The following is a 19,893-nucleotide window of genomic DNA, read 5'->3' as shown; positions in this document are numbered from 1 at the left end:
CGGGGCCGGTGACGGAAGGACACCCCTCGAATGACCACGGTCACCCACCAACCCTCCGGCAGGCGCGACCCCGCCTCCGACGAGCCCCACGTCGCCGACGTACCGGACGCCCCGGACACGCCTGACGCTCCCGACGCGTCCGACGGCCCGGCGGGCCCCGACGCCGAGCAGTCCGAGCCGGGTGAGCAGCGTGACGTGCGGCGCGCCCGGACGTGGCGGCCCACGCCGCGCGTCCTGTGGGCGCTCGCGGCGGTGCTCGTCCTCGCGGCCGTCGCGGTCGCGGCGACGCTCGGACGCTCGGCCTTGCAGGCCCGGCAGGCCGACGAGTCGCGGGCCGCGGCGCTCGCAGCCGGCAGGCAGATCGCCGTCAACTTCGTGACGATGCGGGCCTCGACCTTCGACGCCGACACCAAGCGCGTCCTCGACGAGGCCACCGGTCAGTTCCGCACCGAGTACGCCTCGACCCTGGCCCAGCTCAAGCCCGTCGTCACGGCGAACAAGACGGTCTCGACCGTCGAGCGCGCCGAGGCCTCGCTCGTGTCCTCCGACGACGACTCGGCCCGCGTCATCGTCGGGGTCGTGGCTCCCACGACCAATGCGTCGACGAGCACCCCGGAGAAGAAGACCTACCGCCTGCGCCTCGACCTCGTGCGCGTCGGCGACGCCTGGAAGGTGAACGCCCTTGACTTCGTCAGCTGACACCCGCCGGACGCCGCAGCCCGCCGCGTCGGCCAAGACCCCATCCCGCCGCCGCGTCGCCGGGTCTCGACGCCGCGAGCCCGCCGGCGCGGACCGCCGCCCGGACGCGCTGCGCGCCGTCACGGCGCCCGCTGCGCCCGAGAACCCGAGCACCGATGTCCCCATCGACGCCCCCATCGACGCGCCCGCCGGCCGCACCACCGAGGCGGCCGCCAAGGACGCGACGCCCACCCCGGAGGCACCCGAGGTCGACGCACGCGCTGGGGACACGGCGTCCGACATGTCCGAGGCGGCCGACGGGTCGACCCCGCGCCACCGGCTGTGGCCCGCCGCCACGGCGGCCGTCCTCGCTCTCGCGCTGCTCGTGACGACGCTCGTCCTGTCGCTGCGCCCGAGCGTCTCCGACGCCGACCGCGGCGCGGCCGCCGGTTCGGCCCGCACGACGCTCGAGAGCCTCCTCAGCTACACCGGCACCACCTTCGACCAGCACGTCGCCCAGGTGACGCCGCAGCTCGACTCGCCCTTCCGCGAGCAGTTCGCCAAGGTCGCCACGGCCGACATCAAGCCGATGGCGGTCAAGAACGGCGCGACCGTCCAGGCCAAGGTCTACGACGTCGGCGTCATGGACACGACCGGCGACGGCGGCGAGGGCACCACGGTGCGCGTCATGGCCTTCGTCAACCAGGCGACGACGACGAAGGCGAGCACGACCCCCGCGATCGACCAGAACCGGGTCATCGCGACGATGCGGAAGGTGGGGGAGCGCTGGCTCGTCAGCGACCTGGCCGCATTCTGACGGGGGCTGGTCCCGGGCGTCCCCAGGGGTCGTCCGGGACCGGGGCCGGGGTGGCCCGCGGGTTGGCATACTGCCCCCTGTGAAGCTCATCCAGGCCAATGGTGTCCCCGAGTCCCTCGCCCGCGTCGACGCGCCGCAGGCCCCTCCGGTCCGGGTCGGACTCGTGCAGCACGCGTGGGTGCAGGACCCCGCCGCGCTCGTCGAGACGCTGCGTGACGGCATCCGCACCGCCGCCGAGGCCGGTGCCTCGGTCGTCTTCCTGCCCGAGCTGACGCTGTCGCGCTACCCGGCCGACACCCTGCCCGAGGGCACCCCGAACGCCATCGCCGAGGACCTCGAGACCGGCCCGACCGTGACGTTCGCCCGCGAGGCCGCCCGCGACTTCGGCGTCCACGTGCACGCCTCGCTCTACGAGAAGGCGGACGCCCCCGACGGCTCGGCCGACGGGCTCGGCTTCAACACCGCCGTCGTCGTGGCGCCGAGCGGCGAGGTCGTCGCGCGCACCCGCAAGACCCACATCCCCGTGACGGCCGGCTACTACGAGGACAAGTACTTCCGCCCGGGGCCGCCCGAGGCGGCGTACCCCGTCGTGGAGATCGCCGACCCGGCGCTCCGCCTGGGACTGCCGACGTGCTGGGACGAGTGGTTCCCGGAGGTCGCGCGCCTCTACTCCCTCGGCGGCGCCCAGGTGCTCTGCTACCCGACGGCGATCGGCTCCGAGCCCGACCACCCCGACTTCGACACCCAGCCGCTGTGGCAGCAGGTCATCGTCGGCAACGGCATCGCCAACGGCCTGTTCATGGTCGTGCCGAACCGCTACGGCACCGAGGGCCTCATCACCTTCTACGGCAGCTCGTTCATCTCCGACCCGTACGGGCGGATCCTCGCGCAGGCGCCGCGCGACGAGGCGGCCGTGCTCGTCGCCGACCTCGACCTCGCCCAGCGCCAGGACTGGCTCGACCTCTTCCCGTTCCTCGCCACCCGGCGCCCCGACTCCTACGCCGCGCTCGCCGAGCCCGTCCGGCCCGAGCACCGACGCGAGGTGGCGGGGTGACTCCGCCCGTCCCCGACGCGTCGGGCGGGTCCGACGCGCCCAGCGGACCCGACGCGTCGGGCTGGCGGATGCCGGCGGAGACCGACCTGCACGACTGCACGTGGATGGCGTGGCCCAGCCAGGGCTACACGCTCGGCGACACCCCGGAGGAGGTCGCGACGGCTCGGGCCACGTGGGCCGCCGTCGCCGCCGCCGTCGTCGAGTTCGAGCCGGTGCGGATGGTCGTGACGCCGGCAGACCTGCCGGTCGCCGAGTCGCTCCTTCACCCCGACGTCGAGCTGGTGCCGACCGCCCTCGACGACGCGTGGATGCGCGACATCGGCCCGACCTTCGTCCGCTCGGCCGACGGCGCCCGGCTCGGGGCCGTCGACTGGGTCTTCAACGGTTGGGGCGCGCAGGCCTGGGCCAGCTGGGAGCACGACGCGCGGATCGGCACCTTCGTCGGCGAGATGGCCGGGGCGCAGCGCATCGGCTCCGACCTCGTCAACGAGGGCGGCGGCATCCACGTCGACGGGCTCGGCACGGTGCTGCTCACCGAGACCGTGCAGCTCGACCCGGGCCGCAACCCGGGCCTGGCCCGCGCCGACGTCGAGGCCGAGCTGGCCCGCACCATCGGCGCCACGGCGTTCGTCTGGCTGCCCCGTGGCCTGACCCGCGACTACGACGAGTTCGGCACCCGCGGGCACGTCGACATCGTCGCCACGATCCCGAGCCCCGGCGTCGTGCTGCTGCACGAGCAGCAGGATCCGAGCCACCCGGACCACGCGGTGTCCCGGCAGCTGCGCGAGCTGCTCGAAGATGCCCGCGACGCCCGGGGTCAGCGGTTCGAGGTCGTCGGGGTGCCGGCGCCACGCACGCTCGCCGACGCCGAGGGCCCGGTCGACTGGTCCTACATCAACCACCTCGTCGTCAACGGCGGCGTCATCGCCTGCACGTTCGGCGACCCCCAGGACGACGCGTCGCTCGGCGTCCTGCGCGAGGCCTACCCGGGACGTCGGGTCGTCGGCGTGGACGCGCGGCCGCTCTTCGACCGCGGCGGCGGCATCCACTGCATCACCCAGCAGCAGCCCACCCTCTGACCGGTTCGCCGTCGGTCGTCACCGACCACATCGAAAGAGCAGTTCGTCCGCTCGGCCGTGGACGGCCTCGCGACGAACTGCTCTTTCGATGTGGGCCTCGCGACGAACTGCTCTTTCGATGTGGGCCTCGCGACGAACTGCTCTCTCGATCAGGCTCAGGCCTGGGGGAGGCGGCGGTGGACGTCCTCGCTCATCCGCACCACCGAGATGCCGAACTCCAGCCCGATGCGCACGACGGCGAGCCAGATGATCGCGACGATCGGCCCGAACACCAGCGCGACGAGGCCGGTGGTGATGCTCGAGGCGAAGCCCCCGATGACGGCGAAGAGGTAGCCGAGGCCCGCCCACACGACGGCGAGCACGTAGACGATCCGGACGATCTTCGGCGTCACGAACGTGTTGAAGGTGAAGTCGAACAGCGCGGGGAAGAACCCGGTCGAGGAGTCGGCGAGGGCCTCGCCGCCGGCGGTGACGAAGGCGCCGGGGCCGCCGGAGGACTGGTGGGGCTCGTGGTGCGGCTCGTGGTGCGGCTCGGGGTGCGGTGGGCCGGCCTCGCCGGGCGAGCCAGGACCGACGGGGGGCGGGGGCGGCGTGCCCAAACCACCGGCACCGGACGCCGGCGCCGGGGGCGGTGCCGACGGGGTCGACGGCGCCGCTCCGGGGCCGGGGGCGGTCGGGATCGGCTCCGTACCGGGGGCGCCGCCCTGCGGGCCGGGACCACCGGGCGTCGGCGCGCCGGGACCGGAGGATCCTGGCGCGGGGGAGCCGAAGGCACCCTGCTCCGGCGGGTTCTGGTCGGACATCGTGCGATCTCCTTCTCGAGTGGGCGAGGGGCGGAGCCGGGGTCGTACCCGCCGCCGGGCTCCACCGCTCAGCCTAGGGACGACGCGTCGTGCCCGACAGGTCCGACGTGCCCCGACTCGCGCCTCGCCGCCTCCCGCGACGCGGCGACGACCACCCCTCGGCGGGCCGGCCACGTGCCTGCGACGCGCCCACGAGGCGAGTGGCCCTTGACGCGCCGCCCGTTGACCGTCATATTCGACGCGTTCGCTTCGCGAGCTCCCGGTCCGGGAGCGTGGCAGGCAGCCGCCGCGGCCGACACGGATGGAAATCCGTGGGCAGGTCCCCGGCAGGCGTCTCCGCTCTTGACCCGGCTGGACACTCCTGCCCTTTAGGGCTAGGCTGGGCCTTTGCGCTGCCCTTGCCCTCTCTCCGCGTGTCCAGTCAGGCTGACCACCGTGCCGTCCGGTACGAGTTCTGACCCCGGGTCCCGCGAGCGGAGCCATGCGGCAACGCGGATCTGAAGATTCGAAAAGGCCCGTGGAAGGACCCTCCTTGGCTGCCTCGCGTACTGCGACGAACATGTCCACTGCACAGACCCCTTCGGGGCGTCTGTCCTTCGCGAAGATTCGCGAACCGCTCGAGGTCCCCGACCTCCTGGCCCTTCAGACGGAGAGCTTCGACTGGCTGCTCGGCAACGAGCGCTGGCAGGCCCGCGTCGCTGCGGCCAAGGCCGAGGGGCGCACCGACGTCCCGGACCGGTCCGGGCTCGAGGAGATCTTCGAGGAGATCTCGCCGATCGAGGACTTCAGCGGCTCCATGTCGCTGTCGTTCCGCGACCACCGCTTCGAGGAGACGCGCAAGACGATCGAGTCGTGCAAGGAGCGCGACCAGACGTACGACGCCCCGCTCTTCGTCACCGCCGAGTTCATGAACGCCCAGACGGGTGAGATCAAGAGCCAGACGGTGTTCATGGGCGACTTCCCGCTCATGACCGAGCGCGGCACCTTCATCATCAACGGCACCGAGCGTGTCGTCGTGTCCCAGCTCGTCCGCAGCCCGGGCGTCTACTTCGAGCGCACGCCCGACAAGACGTCCGACAAGGACATCTACACGGCCAAGATCATCCCGAGCCGCGGCGCCTGGCTCGAGTTCGAGATCGACAAGCGCGACATGGTCGGCGTCCGCGTCGACCGCAAGCGCAAGCAGTCGGTCACGGTGCTCCTCAAGGCCCTCGGCTGGACCGAGGCCCAGATCCTCGAGGAGTTCGGCGAGTTCGAGTCGATGCGCCTGACCCTCGAGAAGGACCACACCCAGGGCCAGGACGACGCGCTGCTCGACATCTACCGCAAGCTGCGCCCGGGCGAGCCGCCGACGAAGGAGGCCGCGCAGACCCTGCTCGACAACCTCTACTTCAACGGCAAGCGCTACGACCTTGCCAAGGTCGGCCGGTACAAGATCAACAAGAAGCTCGGCCTCGACGCGTCGATCAACGACTCGACGCTGTCGATCGACGACATCGTCAAGACGATCAAGTTCATCGTCACGCTGCACGACGGCGGCGACTCGATGAAGGGCGTCAAGAAGGGCGAGGAGATCGACGTCCGCGTCGAGGTCGACGACATCGACCACTTCGGCAACCGTCGTCTCCGCTCCGTCGGCGAGCTCATCCAGAACCAGGTCCGCACCGGCCTGTCCCGCATGGAGCGCGTCGTCCGCGAGCGCATGACCACGCAGGACGTCGAGGCGATCACGCCGCAGACCCTGATCAACATCCGCCCCGTGGTGGCCTCGATCAAGGAGTTCTTCGGCACCTCGCAGCTGTCGCAGTTCATGGACCAGAACAACCCGCTCGCGGGCCTGACGCACAAGCGGCGTCTGTCGGCCCTCGGCCCGGGTGGTATCTCCCGTGACCGCGCGCAGATGGAGGTCCGTGACGTCCACCCGTCGCACTACGGCCGCATGTGCCCGATCGAGACGCCGGAAGGCCCGAACATCGGCCTCATCGGCTCGCTCGCTTCGTACGGCCGCATCAACGCGTTCGGCTTCATCGAGACGCCGTACCGCAAGGTCGAGGGTGGCCACGTCACCGACGAGATCCACTACCTGTCCGCCGACGAGGAGGACCGCTACGTCGTCGCGCAGGCCAACGCCCAGCTCGACCTCGAGAACAACTTCGTCGACGAGCGCGTCCTCGTGCGCACCAAGGGCGGCGAGGTCGAGCTCGTGCCCGGCAACGACGTCGACTACATGGACGTCTCGCCGCGCCAGATGGTCTCGGCCGCGACCGCGATGATCCCGTTCCTCGAGCACGACGACGCCAACCGTGCGCTCATGGGCGCCAACATGCAGCGTCAGGCCGTCCCGCTCGTCAAGAGCGAGGCGCCGCTCGTCGGTACCGGCATGGAGTTCCGCGCCGCCCTCGACTCGGGCGACGTCGTCCGCGCCGACAAGCCGGGCGTCGTGCAGGAGGTCTCCGCCGACCTCGTCACGGTGGCCAACGACGACGGCACGTACCAGACGTACCGCATCGCGAAGTTCGCCCGCTCCAACCAGGGCACGAGCTACAACCAGGTCGTCGTCGTCAACGAGGGCGACCGTCTCGAGGCCGGCTCGGTCATCGCCGACGGTCCCGCCACCGACAAGGGCGAGATGGCGCTGGGTCGCAACCTGCTCGTCGCGTTCATGTCGTGGGAGGGCCACAACTACGAGGACGCGATCATCCTGTCGCAGCGCCTCGTCCAGGACGACGTCCTCTCCTCGATCCACATCGAGGAGCACGAGGTCGACGCCCGCGACACCAAGCTCGGCCCCGAGGAGATCACCCGGGACATCCCGAACGTCTCCGAGGACGTCCTCGCCGACCTCGACGAGCGCGGCATCATCCGCGTCGGCGCCGAGGTGCGCGACGGCGACCTCCTCGTCGGCAAGGTCACGCCCAAGGGTGAGACCGAGCTGACGCCGGAGGAGCGCCTGCTCCGCGCGATCTTCGGTGAGAAGGCCCGCGAGGTCCGCGACACCTCCCTCAAGGTGCCGCACGGCGAGACCGGCACGGTCATCGGCGTCAAGGAGTTCCGCGCCGACCAGGGCGACGACCTGCCGCCCGGCGTCAACCAGCTCGTCCGCGTCTACGTGGCCAACAAGCGCAAGATCACCGACGGTGACAAGCTCGCCGGCCGCCACGGCAACAAGGGCGTCATCTCCAAGATCCTCCCGGTCGAGGACATGCCGTTCCTCGAGGACGGCACGCCGGTCGACGTCGTGCTCAACCCGCACGGTGTGCCGCGTCGTATGAACCTCGGCCAGATCCTCGAGCTGCACCTCGGCTGGGCCGCCTCGCGCGGCTGGAAGATCGAGGGCAACCCGGAGTGGGCCAAGGAGATCGCCCCCGACGCGCACGAGGCCCCGCCCGGCTCGCGTGTGGCGACGCCCGTCTTCGACGGTGCGTCCGAGGACGTCGTCACCGGTCTGCTCGACTCGACGCTGAAGACGCGCGACGACGTGCGCCTCATCGACGCCTCGGGCAAGACGCGCCTCTTCGACGGCCGCTCCGGCGAGCCGTTCCCGGAGCCCGTCGCGGTCGGCTACATGTACATCCTCAAGCTCCACCACCTCGTCGACGACAAGATCCACGCGCGCTCGACGGGCCCGTACTCGATGATCACCCAGCAGCCGCTCGGCGGTAAGGCCCAGTTCGGTGGCCAGCGCTTCGGTGAGATGGAGGTCTGGGCGCTCGAGGCGTACGGCGCGGCCTACACGCTCCAGGAGCTGCTGACGATCAAGTCCGACGACGTCCCCGGACGCGTCAAGGTCTACGAGGCGATCGTCAAGGGCGAGAACATCCCCGACTCGGGCATCCCGGAGTCCTTCAAGGTCCTCCTCAAGGAGATGCAGTCGCTGTGTCTCAACGTCGAGGTCCTGAGCTCCGACGGCACGACGATCGAGATGAAGGAGTCCGACGAGGAGGTCTTCCGCGCGGCGGAGGAGCTCGGCATCGACCTGAGCCGGCGCGAGCCGTCCAGCGTCGAAGAGGTCTGACCAGACCCATCCGACCCCGGCACGGGTGCCGCCCGCCGGCTCATCCACGACGAGCGTGGTGAGCGGCACCCGGGCCACCGGTCGACGAGACACCAGTCAGACCACAAGACTTAACGAGAGTTACGAGAGAAGGAACCACGTGCTCGACGTCAACTTCTTCGACGAGCTGCGCATCGGCCTTGCCACCGCGGAGTCCATCCGCCAGTGGAGCCACGGCGAGGTCAAGAAGCCCGAGACCATCAACTACCGCACCCTCAAGCCGGAGAAGGAGGGCCTGTTCTGCGAGCGCATCTTCGGCCCGACCCGCGACTGGGAGTGCAACTGCGGCAAGTACAAGCGCGTCCGCTTCAAGGGCATCATCTGTGAGCGCTGTGGCGTCGAGGTCACCCGTGCCAAGGTGCGCCGTGAGCGGATGGGCCACATCGAGCTCGCCGCCCCCGTCACCCACATCTGGTACTTCAAGGGCGTCCCGTCGCGCCTCGGCTACCTGCTCGACCTCGCCCCGAAGGACCTCGAGAAGGTCATCTACTTCGCGGCCTACATGATCACGTCCGTCGACGACGAGCAGCGTCACGCCGACCTGCCCTCGCTCGAGGCCCAGATCCAGGTCGAGAAGAAGGAGATCGAGAACCGCCGCGACGCCGACGTCGAGTCCCGCGCGCAGCTGCTCGAGAAGGACATCGCCACGCTCGAGGCCGAGGGCGCCAAGGCCGACGCCAAGCGCAAGGTCCGCGACTCCGCCGAGCGCGAGATGAACAACATCCGCAAGCGCGCCGACCAGCAGGTCGAGCGCCTCGAGCAGGTCTGGGACCGCTTCAAGAACCTCAAGGTCCAGGACCTCGAGGGCGACGAGATCCTCTACCGCGAGATGCGTGACCGGTTCGGCCTCTACTTCGAGGGCGGCATGGGCGCGGCGGCGATCCAGAAGCGTCTGCAGTCCTTCGACCTCGAGGCCGAGGCCGAGTCGCTGACCGAGATCATCGCCACCGGCAAGGGCCAGAAGAAGACCCGCGCCATCAAGCGTCTCAAGGTCGTGTCGGCGTTCCAGACGACGACGAACCACCCGACCGGCATGGTCCTCGACGCGATCCCGGTCATCCCGCCTGACCTGCGCCCGATGGTGCAGCTCGACGGTGGCCGCTTCGCGACCTCGGACCTCAACGACCTCTACCGTCGCGTCATCAACCGCAACAACCGCCTCAAGCGACTGCTCGACCTCGGCGCGCCCGAGATCATCGTCAACAACGAGAAGCGGATGCTCCAGGAGGCCGTCGACAGCCTCTTCGACAACGGCCGTCGTGGTCGCCCGGTCACGGGCCCCGGCAACCGTCCGCTCAAGTCGCTGTCCGACATGCTCAAGGGCAAGCAGGGGCGTTTCCGCCAGAACCTGCTCGGCAAGCGCGTCGACTACTCCGGCCGTTCGGTCATCGTCGTCGGCCCGCAGCTCAAGCTGCACCAGTGCGGTCTGCCCAAGCAGATGGCGCTCGAGCTGTTCAAGCCGTTCGTGATGAAGCGTCTGGTCGACCTCGACCACGCACAGAACATCAAGTCGGCCAAGCGCATGGTCGAGCGTGCCCGCGCCGTCGTGTGGGACGTGCTCGAGGAGGTCATCACCGAGCACCCGGTGCTGCTCAACCGTGCACCCACGCTGCACCGTCTCGGCATCCAGGCCTTCGAGCCGCAGCTCGTCGAGGGCAAGGCCATCCAGATCCACCCGCTCGTCTGCTCGGCCTTCAACGCCGACTTCGACGGGGACCAGATGGCCGTGCACGTGCCGCTGTCGGCGGAGGCGCAGGCCGAGGCCCGCATCCTCATGCTGTCGAGCAACAACATCCTCAAGCCGGCCGACGGTCGCCCCGTCACGATGCCGACGCAGGACATGATCACCGGCATCTACCACCTGACCGACGCGGTCGACGGTGGCGGTCTCGGTGCGGGTCGTGCGTTCATGTCGCCGGCCGAGGCCCGGATGGCCTTCGACCGCGGCGAGATCCAGCTCGGCTCGGCGATCAAGCTGCGCCTGACCGACGTCGTGCCGCCGCTCGGCTACGCCCTCCCCGAGGGTGTCGAGGTCGGCGAGGACGGGATGCTTCCCGCCCTGACGCTCGAGACGACCCTGGGCCGCGCGATCTTCAACGACACGCTGCCGGTGGACTACCCGTTCGAGAACCGGCCGGTCGACCGCAAGCGCCTCTCGGCGATCGTCAACGACCTCGCGGAGCGCTTCTCCAAGGTCCAGGTCGCCGCGTCGCTGGACGCCCTCAAGGAGGCCGGTTTCCACTGGTCGACCCGCTCGGGCTGCACCGTCTCGATCGCCGACGTCACGACGCCGGCCAACAAGACGGACATCCTCGAGGGCTACGAGACCAAGGCCGCCAAGGTCCAGACCCAGTACGAGCGCGGTCTCATCACCGACGACGAGCGTCGTCAGGAGCTCGTCGAGATCTGGACCCAGGCGTCCAACCAGGTCGCCAAGGAGATGGAGACCAACTTCCCGCGCACGAACCCCATCTACCGGATGGTGTCCTCGGGTGCTGGTGGTAACTGGTTCCAGATCCGTCAGATCGCCGGCATGCGTGGCCTCATGGCCAACCCGAAGGGCGAGATCATCCCGCGCCCGATCAAGGCGAACTTCCGCGAGGGCCTGACCGTGGTCGAGTTCTTCATCTCGACCCACGGTGCCCGAAAGGGTCTGGCCGACACCGCTCTGCGTACGGCCGACTCGGGTTACCTCACGCGTCGTCTCGTCGACGTGTCGCAGGACGTCATCATCCGTGAGGACGACTGCGGCACCGAGCGCGGCCTCAAGCTGCCCATCGCGGCGACCAACGAGGTCACGGGCACGCGGACCAAGAGCGAGGTCGTCGAGGCCTCGGTCTACGCCCGCACGTTCGCCGAGGACGTCGTCGGCAGCGACGGCACCGTCCTCGCGGAGGCCGGCACCGACGTCGGTGACGTCGCGATCGAGGCGCTGTACCAGGCCGGGATCGACGAGATCAAGGTCCGCTCGGTCCTGACGTGCGACAGCCGCGTCGGCACGTGCGCGAAGTGCTACGGCCGTTCGCTCGCGACCGGCAAGCTCGTCGACATCGGCGAGGCCGTCGGCATCATCGCGGCCCAGTCGATCGGTGAGCCGGGCACGCAGCTGACGATGCGTACCTTCCACACCGGTGGTGCGGCCGCGGCCGACGACATCACGCAGGGTCTGCCGCGTGTCGTCGAGCTCTTCGAGGCGCGCACGCCCAAGGGTGTCGCCCCGATCGCCGAGGCCACCGGCCGCATCGAGATCGAGGACACCGACAAGGCCCGTCGCATCCTGCTCACGCCGGACGACGGCTCCGACCAGCACGCCTACCCGGTCAGCAAGCGTTCGCGCCTGCTCGTCCAGGACGGCGACCACGTCGGGGTCGGCACCAAGCTCGTGCAGGGTGCCATCGACCCGAAGCAGGTGCTGCGCATCCTCGGCCCGCGTGCCGCGCAGAAGCACCTCGTCGACGAGGTGCAGGCCGTGTACCGCCAGCAGGGTGTGTCGATCCACGACAAGCACATCGAGGTCATCGTGCGCCAGATGCTGCGTCGCGTGACGATCATCGAGTCGGGCGACACCGAGCTGCTGCCGGGCGAGCTGGCCGAGCGTGGTCGCTTCGAGGAGGCCAACCGCAAGGCGATGGCCGAGGGCGGTCGCCCGTCCGCGGGTCGTCCCGAGCTCATGGGCATCACGAAGGCGTCGCTCGCGACCGAGTCGTGGCTGTCGGCCGCGTCCTTCCAGGAGACGACCCGCGTGCTCACGCAGGCCGCCATGGAGGGCAAGTCCGACCCGCTGCTGGGCCTCAAGGAGAACGTCATCCTCGGAAAGCTCATCCCGGCCGGTACGGGTCTGCCCCGCTACCGCAACATCAAGGTCGAGCCCACCGAGGAGGCCAAGGCCGCCATGTACTCGCTGCCGAACTACGACGCGTACGACTACGCGGGCTTCGGTGGCGGTTCCGGCGAGGCGATCCGCCTCGACGACGAGGCGCTCGGTCTCGACAAGTTCTGACCGGTCGCGACCGAAGGGTCGCACCGCACGAACACCGTCCGCAGGGCCGGTTCCCCACCCGGGGAGCCGGCCCTGCGGCCGTTCCGGGTCGAGGTCGCCTGCGCTCGCGCGCCTCGGTCGCCGGGGGAGTCTCGACCGGCGAAAGCGGACAAAGCGGACTAGCCTGCCGGGCAGGGTGATCGGACCGGCAGCGCCGGACTGCCGGACGCGCGCCCGTCGACGCGATGCCCCTGGAGGCCGCCGTGACCCGTCCGCCGCGTGTCCTGTCCAGCCCCCTGCGCACCCGCCCGGGGACCCGTCCACGCAGGGGAGGGGGGCCCGACCACCGACGGCGGACGGCGGGCATCGTCGTCGCGGCGGTCGTGACCGTGGCCGCCGTCGTCACCGCGACGGCCCAGGACTCCCGGGCCGCCGGGTACCAGTCGAGGGACGCAGCGCTCCGGCGCGAGGTGACTCGGGTCATGACCGACCCGAGGGTCACCGCGTCCTCGGCGCGGGTCGGCGTCACCGTGCAGGACGCGTCGACGCGGGTGCCCGTGTACGCGCGCTACGGGAACACCCCGCTCATGCCCGCCTCGACGCAGAAGGTCTTCACCGCTGCGGCCGCCATGAACATCCTCGGCCGCGGGTTCCGTTGGAACACCGACGTGCTCGCGCCCAAGGCATCGGCGGGCGGAGTGGTGGGCCGCCTCTACCTCAAGGGCCGCGGCGACCCGACGCTCATGGAGAAGGACCTCACCGCCCTGGCGTCGGCGCTCCGGTCCAAGGGCGTGACGCGCGTCGCGGGCGACGTCGTCGGTGACGCCACGTACTTCGACGAGCAGCGGTACAGCCCGTACTGGTCGACCGCGTACGCGTCGGACTACTACGCGGCCCAGGTGTCGGGCCTGACGCTCGCGCCCGACACCGACTACGACGCGGGCACCGTCATCGTCAACGTCGTGCCGGCCGGCACGGCGGGGGCCCGGCCGCGTCTCACCCTGACGCCGCCGTCGGCCGCTCGCACCGTCACCCTCGTCAACCGGGCCTCGACCGGGTCGAAGGGCTCGGGCACGACGCTGTCGCTGACGCGCCGCTCCGGCACGAACGTCGTCACGGTCAGCGGACGCGTCGCGCTCGGTCGCTCGACCGCCAAGAAGTGGGTCACCGTCAACGAGCCCGCGCTCCTGGCGGCCCGGGCGTTCCGCGACCGCCTCATCGCGGCGGGCATCCGCGTCGACGGGACGGCCGTCAAGGGGCGCACGCCCACCGGCCAGACGCTGCTCGCGCGGCACGCGTCGATGCCCCTGGCCCAGCTGCTCGTGCCGTTCCTCAAGCTGAGCAACAACTCGCACGGCGAGGCGATCGTCAAGACGCTCGGCGCGCGCACCGGCCGGCCCGGCAGCTGGGCCGACGGCACGGCGGCCGTGCGCGCCTTCGCCGCGCGCGTCGGCATCGACGTGCGCGGGCTGCGGTTCGTCGACGGTTCGGGACTGGCCCGTGCCAACCGCCTGACCCCGAACCAGCTCGCCGCCCTGCTCGACAAGGTCCAGCACACGAGCTGGGCCGGCACCTTCCGGGCCGCCCTGCCGGTGGCCGGCGCAAACCCGGTCCGGTGGAGCGGCGGCACCCTCGCGAGCCGTATGAGGGGGACGGCCGCGGCCGGCAACCTCCGCGCCAAGAACGGCTCGCTCACGGGCGTGTCCACGCTGGCCGGCTACGTCACCGGCGCCGACGGGCGTCGCTACGTCTTCGTCATGATGGGCACCTACGGCGGCTCCTCGACGCGACCGGTCGAGGACCGCCTCGGCGTCCTGCTCGCGGGGTGGCGCATGACCAACCGCTGAGGTCCGCGGGGCGCGCTGCCGCCACGGCGGCCGGCTCTATAGGCTGGCCGGCATGACCGAGCCCACGGCCGACGCCCCGACCGACACCGGCAGCGACACCGGCAGCGACGACACCACCGCCGCCCCGGCTACCCCCGCCGAGACCGCACCCGCAGGCGCGACCGGCGGCGCCGACGCCGGCACCCCGGCCCCGACGATCATCATCCTCACCGAGGAGTCGCTCAAGCCCGGCGACGTCGACAAGATCGTGGCGCTGCACGAGGACGAGGCGCCCACCTACCGCGTGCTCGTCCCGGCCGACACCGAACGCAACCTGCTCTCGACCTTCCTCAACCACCTCAGCCTCTTCGAGATGCGCGAGGCGATCGACACCCTGCGCCCGGTCGACCGCGAGGAGGCGCGCGTCGACGCCGACACCGCGCTGTCGACGACGCTGTCCGAGCTCGCCCGCCACGAGGCCACCGCGACCGGCGAGATCACCGCCGACGACCCGGTGCCGACGCTCGTCGAGGAGGTGGCGCGCCTCGACGCCGCCGAGGTCGTCATCGTCACCGAGCCGCACGCCGTCGAGGACACCTTCCACACCGACTGGGCCTCCCGCGCCCGCGAGGTGCTCGGCGTCCCCGTCCTGCACATGTACGCGGGGGACTGGCGCCTCGGCTGAGCCGGCCACCGACGGTCGGGCCCTCCGGCCCGGTGCTCCCGGCCGCCGTGGTCGTCCGCGCCGTCCCACGTGCGGTCCTCCGTGTCGTCGTCGCGCCCGCGGCGGTGCTGTGCCGGGCGTCGCCCGGGGTGCCCCGACCGATTTGGTCGCCGTGCCGCCCGCCGGTACGCTTGAACACTGTGTCTGAGGCATGCCCTCAGGCATGCGCGATGACGGCCCTCGTGCCCTGTCCACCGCCTCCGGCGGCCGCGACATCACCGGGGTCCAGAGCACACCTCCCGCCGGGCAACCTGCGCGGGCCGACCCGGTCGGTCCCGTGGGGAGTGCAGGGGGGAGAACCGGCACGGACAGCCCCGGGACACACCCGACCTCGGGGGTCGAAGGGCCGAACAGCCAAGGAGCCGCCCAGCAGGGCGACTGACAACAAGCAACGTTACGGAGTCACAGGTTGCCTACCATCAACCAGCTGGTCCGCAAGGGCCGCCAGGACAAGGCCTCCAAGGCCAAGACCCCGGCGCTCAAGGGCTCGCCCCAGCGTCGTGGTGTGTGCACGCGTGTGTACACGACCACCCCCAAGAAGCCGAACTCCGCCCTCCGCAAGGTCGCCCGTGTGCGCCTGTCGAGCGGCATCGAGGTCACGGCCTACATCCCCGGCGTCGGCCACAACCTGCAGGAGCACTCGATCGTGCTCGTGCGTGGCGGTCGTGTGAAGGACCTTCCCGGCGTCCGCTACAAGATCATCCGCGGCACGCTCGACACCCAGGGTGTCAAGAACCGCAAGCAGGCTCGTAGCCGCTACGGCGCGAAGAAGGAGAAGAGCTGATGCCTCGCAAGGGACCCGCTCCGAAGCGCCCGCTCGTCGTCGACCCCGTCTACGGCAGCCCGCTAGTCACCCAGCTCGTCAACAAGATCCTCCTCGACGGCAAGAAGTCCATCGCGGAGACGATCGTCTACGGCGCCCTCGAGGGTGTCCGCAGCAAGACGGGCACCGACCCGGTCGCGACGCTCAAGCGCGCGCTCGACAACGTCAAGCCGGCCATGGAGGTCAAGTCCCGCCGCGTCGGCGGTGCGACCTACCAGGTGCCGATCGAGGTCAAGCCGGGCCGCAGCACGACGCTCGCCCTGCGCTGGCTCGTCGGCTACTCGCGTCAGCGTCGTGAGAAGACGATGACCGAGCGCCTCATGAACGAGATCCTCGACGCCTCCAACGGCCTCGGTGCCGCGGTGAAGCGTCGCGAGGACACGCACAAGATGGCCGAGTCGAACAAGGCCTTCGCGCACTACCGCTGGTGACCCCTTCCCGCGCCGGGTGGCGCGGCCCCGCCCACGGCGGGTCGACGCGCCACCCGGCCGGGAACACCGGCTCCCGCCACCCGCGTTGAACGGGTGCCCCACCGGGAAACGCCCGGCGTCTCGCGACCGAGGCCCATGGGCACGAGACGGATGCGGGAAAACCGCAGACTTCACTACACGAATGAGACGAGACAACTGACGTGGCACTTGACGTCCTGACGGACCTGAACAAGGTCCGCAACATCGGCATCATGGCGCACATCGACGCTGGCAAGACCACGGTGACGGAGCGCATCCTCTTCTACACCGGTGTCAACCACAAGATCGGTGAGACGCACGACGGTGCGTCGACGACCGACTGGATGGAGCAGGAGAAGGAGCGCGGCATCACGATCACGTCTGCCGCCGTGACCTCCTTCTGGGAGGGCACCCAGATCAACATCATCGACACGCCCGGCCACGTCGACTTCACGGTCGAGGTCGAGCGGTCCCTGCGCGTCCTCGACGGCGCGGTCGCCGTCTTCGACGGCAAGGAGGGTGTCGAGCCCCAGTCCGAGACGGTGTGGCGTCAGGCCGACAAGTACGACGTCCCGCGCATCTGCTTCGTCAACAAGATGGACAAGCTCGGCGCCGACTTCTACTTCACGGTGCAGACGATCAAGGACCGCCTCGGTGCGGAGCCGCTCGTCATGCAGCTGCCGATCGGTGCGGAGAACGACTTCCTCGGCGTCGTCGACCTCATCTACAAGCGCGCCCTGGTCTGGCCGGGCGACGCCAAGGGTGACGTCACGATGGGCGCGAAGTACGAGATCCAGGAGATCCCGGCGGACATGCTCGACAAGGTCGAGGAGTACCGCCAGGTGCTCGTCGAGCGTGTCGCCGAGTCCGACGACGACCTCATGGAGAAGTACCTCAGCGGTGAGGAGCTGACGCCGGAGGAGATCAAGGCCGGCATCCGCAAGCTGACGGTCAACTCCGAGCTCTACCCGGTGTTCTGTGGCTCCGCCTTCAAGAACCGCGGCGTGCAGCCGATGCTCGACGCCGTCGTCGACTACCTCCCGTCCCCGCTCGACGTGCCCGCCATGATCGGTCACAAGCCGGGCGACGAGAGCGTCGAGCTGACGCGTGAGCCGAGCAAGGACGCCCCGTTCTCGGCCCTGGCCTTCAAGGTCGCCGCGCACCCGTTCTTCGGCACGCTCACCTTCATCCGCGTGTACTCCGGCCGCATCGCCGCCGGCTCGCAGGTCATCAACACGACCAAGGGCCGCAAGGAGCGCATCGGCAAGCTCTTCCAGATGCACGCCAACAAGGAGAACCCGGTCGAGGAGGCCCTCGCCGGCCACATCTACGCGGCCATCGGCCTCAAGGACACGACGACCGGCGACACGCTGTCGGACCCGAACGAGCAGATCGTCCTCGAGTCGATGACGTTCCCGGACCCGGTCATCCAGGTCGCCATCGAGCCGAAGACCAAGGGCGACCAGGAGAAGCTCTCCACGGCCATCCAGAAGCTCTCGGCCGAGGACCCGACCTTCCAGGTCCACCTCGACGAGGACACCGGCCAGACGATCATCGCCGGCATGGGCGAGCTGCACCTCGACATCCTCGTCGACCGCATGAAGCGCGAGTTCAAGGTCGAGGCCAACGTCGGCAAGCCGCAGGTGGCCTACCGCGAGACGATCCGTCGCTCGGTCGAGAAGTACGACTACACGCACAAGAAGCAGACCGGTGGTTCCGGCCAGTTCGCGAAGGTCCAGGTGTCCTTCGAGCCGCTGGGCGAGACCGAGGACGGCTCGATGTACGAGTTCGTCAACGCCGTCACCGGTGGTCGCGTGCCGCGCGAGTACATCCCGTCGGTCGACGCCGGCATCCAGGACGCCATGCAGTACGGCGTGCTCGCCGGGTACCCCCTCGTGGGCATCAAGGCGACCCTGAACGACGGTGCGTACCACGACGTCGACTCCTCGGAGATGGCGTTCAAGATCGCCGGCTCGATGGTCCTCAAGGAGGCCATCCGCAAGGCCGACCCGGTCCTGCTCGAGCCGATGATGGCCGTCGAGGTCCGTACGCCCGAGGACTACATGGGCGACGTCATCGGTGACATCAACTCCCGTCGTGGCCAGATCCAGGGCATGGAGGACATCAGCGGAGCCAAGGTCGTCAAGGGCCTCGTCCCGCTGTCCGAGATGTTCGGCTACGTCGGTGACCTGCGGTCCAAGACGCAGGGTCGCGCGAGCTTCTCCATGGAGTTCGACTCCTACGCAGAGGTCCCCAAGGCCGTTGCCGAGGAGATCATCAAGAAGACCCGCGGCGAGTGACGACGGGTCATCCCGGTAGTCTCTTTCTTCGGAAATCCCAACCCATCGCGCCACGTCCTGCCCTGGTCGTACGGCGTAACACTAGAAAGTCCTGAGGAGGACACACAGTGGCGAAGGCAAAGTTCGAGCGGACCAAGCCGCACGTCAACATCGGCACCATTGGTCACATCGACCACGGCAAGACGACGCTGACGGCTGCGATCTCCAAGGTCCTGCACGACAAGTACCCCGACCTCAACCCGCAGTTCGCGTTCGAGGACATCGACAAGGCTCCTGAGGAGCGCCAGCGCGGTATCACGATCTCGATCGCGCACATCGAGTACCAGACCGAGGGTCGTCACTACGCCCACGTCGACTGCCCGGGCCACGCCGACTACGTGAAGAACATGATCACGGGTGCGGCTCAGATGGACGGCGCGATCCTCGTGGTCGCGGCGACCGACGGCCCGATGCCGCAGACGAAGGAGCACGTCCTCCTGGCCCGCCAGGTCGGCGTCCCCTACATCGTCGTGGCCCTCAACAAGGCCGACATGGTCGACGACGAGGAGATCATGGAGCTCGTCGAGATGGAGGTCCGTGAGCTCCTCTCGCAGTACGAGTTCCCGGGCGACGACCTGCCGGTCGTCCAGGTCTCGGCGCTCAAGGCCCTCGAGGGCGACGAGAAGTGGGGCCAGTCGGTCCTCGACCTCATGGACTCCGTGGACAACTACATCCCGGAGCCCGAGCGCGACATCGACAAGCCGTTCCTGATGCCCGTCGAGGACGTCTTCACGATCACCGGTCGTGGCACCGTCGTCACCGGTCGTATCGAGCGCGGCATCCTCAAGGTCAACGAGGAGGTCGAGATCGTCGGCATCCACACCGGCCCGCCGGCCAAGACCACCGTCACCGGTGTCGAGATGTTCCGCAAGCTCCTCGACGAGGGTCGCGCCGGTGAGAACGTCGGCCTCCTGCTCCGTGGCACGAAGCGCGAGGACGTCGAGCGTGGCCAGGTCGTCGTGAAGCCGGGTTCGATCACCCCGCACACCGACTTCGAGGCTCAGGTCTACATCCTGTCCAAGGACGAGGGCGGCCGTCACACGCCGTTCTACGACAACTACCGTCCGCAGTTCTACTTCCGTACGACGGACGTGACGGGTGTCGTGCACCTGCCCGAGGGCACCGAGATGGTCATGCCCGGCGACAACACCGAGATGACGGTCGAGCTCATCCAGCCGATCGCCATGGAGGACGGCCTCAAGTTCGCCATCCGTGAGGGTGGCCGCACGGTCGGCGCCGGTCGCGTCACGAAGATCATCAAGTGATCT

General features: G+C 69.7%; 13 protein-coding genes. 12 read left to right on the top strand and 1 reads right to left on the bottom strand.

Annotated elements, in window-relative coordinates; genetic code table 11:
* Positions 1 to 30 precede the first annotated feature (30 nt).
* The 4 genes from AC3A5R_RS04470 to AC3A5R_RS04455 all read left to right on the top strand — a co-directional run bounded on the left by AC3A5R_RS04470 (position 31) and on the right by AC3A5R_RS04455 (position 3,628).
* A complete protein-coding gene (locus AC3A5R_RS04470) occupies positions 31 to 699 on the top strand; it encodes a hypothetical protein (RefSeq protein WP_487619531.1) in 669 nt (222 codons plus the stop codon).
* Positions 683 to 1,495, top strand: coding sequence for a hypothetical protein (locus AC3A5R_RS04465; RefSeq protein ID WP_487619530.1), 813 nt, complete (start codon positions 683 to 685; stop codon positions 1,493 to 1,495). The genes AC3A5R_RS04470 and AC3A5R_RS04465 overlap by 17 nt, the downstream gene beginning before the upstream one ends.
* 79 nt (positions 1,496 to 1,574) lie before the next feature.
* Entirely contained in the window at positions 1,575 to 2,549 is a 975-nt protein-coding gene (locus tag AC3A5R_RS04460; protein WP_487619529.1) for a nitrilase-related carbon-nitrogen hydrolase, read from the top strand.
* Positions 2,550 to 2,617: 68 nt separating this feature from the next.
* Positions 2,618 to 3,628: an agmatine deiminase family protein gene (locus tag AC3A5R_RS04455; protein ID WP_487620119.1), complete on the top strand. Its 1,011-nt coding sequence runs from the start codon at positions 2,618 to 2,620 to the stop codon at positions 3,626 to 3,628.
* Between the two features lie 155 nt (positions 3,629 to 3,783).
* Here AC3A5R_RS04455 and AC3A5R_RS04450 read toward each other — a convergent pair whose 3' ends face one another.
* Entirely contained in the window at positions 3,784 to 4,431 is a 648-nt protein-coding gene (locus AC3A5R_RS04450) for a DUF4282 domain-containing protein (protein WP_487619528.1), read from the bottom strand.
* A 532-nt stretch (positions 4,432 to 4,963) separates the two neighbouring features.
* On the opposite strand from AC3A5R_RS04450, the gene rpoB reads away from it, so the two are divergent.
* The 8 genes from rpoB (at position 4,964) to tuf (ending at position 19,890) form a co-directional block, all read left to right on the top strand.
* The gene (gene rpoB, locus AC3A5R_RS04445; RefSeq protein WP_487619527.1) at positions 4,964 to 8,446 is read left to right on the top strand and encodes a DNA-directed RNA polymerase subunit beta; all 3,483 of its coding nucleotides are present in this window, start codon (positions 4,964 to 4,966) and stop codon (positions 8,444 to 8,446) included.
* A 139-nt stretch (positions 8,447 to 8,585) separates the two neighbouring features.
* On the top strand, positions 8,586 to 12,485 hold the full coding sequence (locus AC3A5R_RS04440) for a DNA-directed RNA polymerase subunit beta' (protein ID WP_487619526.1): 3,900 nt from the start codon (positions 8,586 to 8,588) through the stop codon (positions 12,483 to 12,485).
* A gap of 224 nt (positions 12,486 to 12,709) precedes the next feature.
* Positions 12,710 to 14,311, top strand: coding sequence for a D-alanyl-D-alanine carboxypeptidase/D-alanyl-D-alanine endopeptidase (gene dacB / locus AC3A5R_RS04435; RefSeq protein WP_487619525.1), 1,602 nt, complete (start codon positions 12,710 to 12,712; stop codon positions 14,309 to 14,311).
* A 52-nt stretch (positions 14,312 to 14,363) separates the two neighbouring features.
* Positions 14,364 to 14,975 carry a hypothetical protein gene (locus tag AC3A5R_RS04430; protein WP_487619524.1) on the top strand — a complete coding sequence of 204 codons (612 nt, stop codon included), beginning with the start codon at positions 14,364 to 14,366 and terminating at the stop codon, positions 14,973 to 14,975.
* A 448-nt stretch (positions 14,976 to 15,423) separates the two neighbouring features.
* Positions 15,424 to 15,798 carry a 30S ribosomal protein S12 gene (gene rpsL, locus AC3A5R_RS04425; protein WP_076264083.1) on the top strand — a complete coding sequence of 125 codons (375 nt, stop codon included), beginning with the start codon at positions 15,424 to 15,426 and terminating at the stop codon, positions 15,796 to 15,798.
* Positions 15,798 to 16,268: a 30S ribosomal protein S7 gene (gene rpsG, locus AC3A5R_RS04420; RefSeq protein WP_323096478.1), complete on the top strand. Its 471-nt coding sequence runs from the start codon at positions 15,798 to 15,800 to the stop codon at positions 16,266 to 16,268. Before rpsL ends, rpsG begins: the two co-directional genes overlap by 1 nt.
* A gap of 200 nt (positions 16,269 to 16,468) precedes the next feature.
* Positions 16,469 to 18,586, top strand: coding sequence for an elongation factor G (fusA, locus tag AC3A5R_RS04415; protein WP_487619523.1), 2,118 nt, complete (start codon positions 16,469 to 16,471; stop codon positions 18,584 to 18,586).
* Positions 18,587 to 18,693: 107 nt separating this feature from the next.
* Positions 18,694 to 19,890: an elongation factor Tu gene (gene tuf / locus AC3A5R_RS04410; RefSeq protein WP_323096480.1), complete on the top strand. Its 1,197-nt coding sequence runs from the start codon at positions 18,694 to 18,696 to the stop codon at positions 19,888 to 19,890.
* Positions 19,891 to 19,893 lie beyond the last annotated feature (3 nt).

Source organism: Intrasporangium sp. Soil_C_50, assembly GCF_057656595.1.
This window is presented reverse-complemented; position numbering and strand designations above follow the sequence as displayed.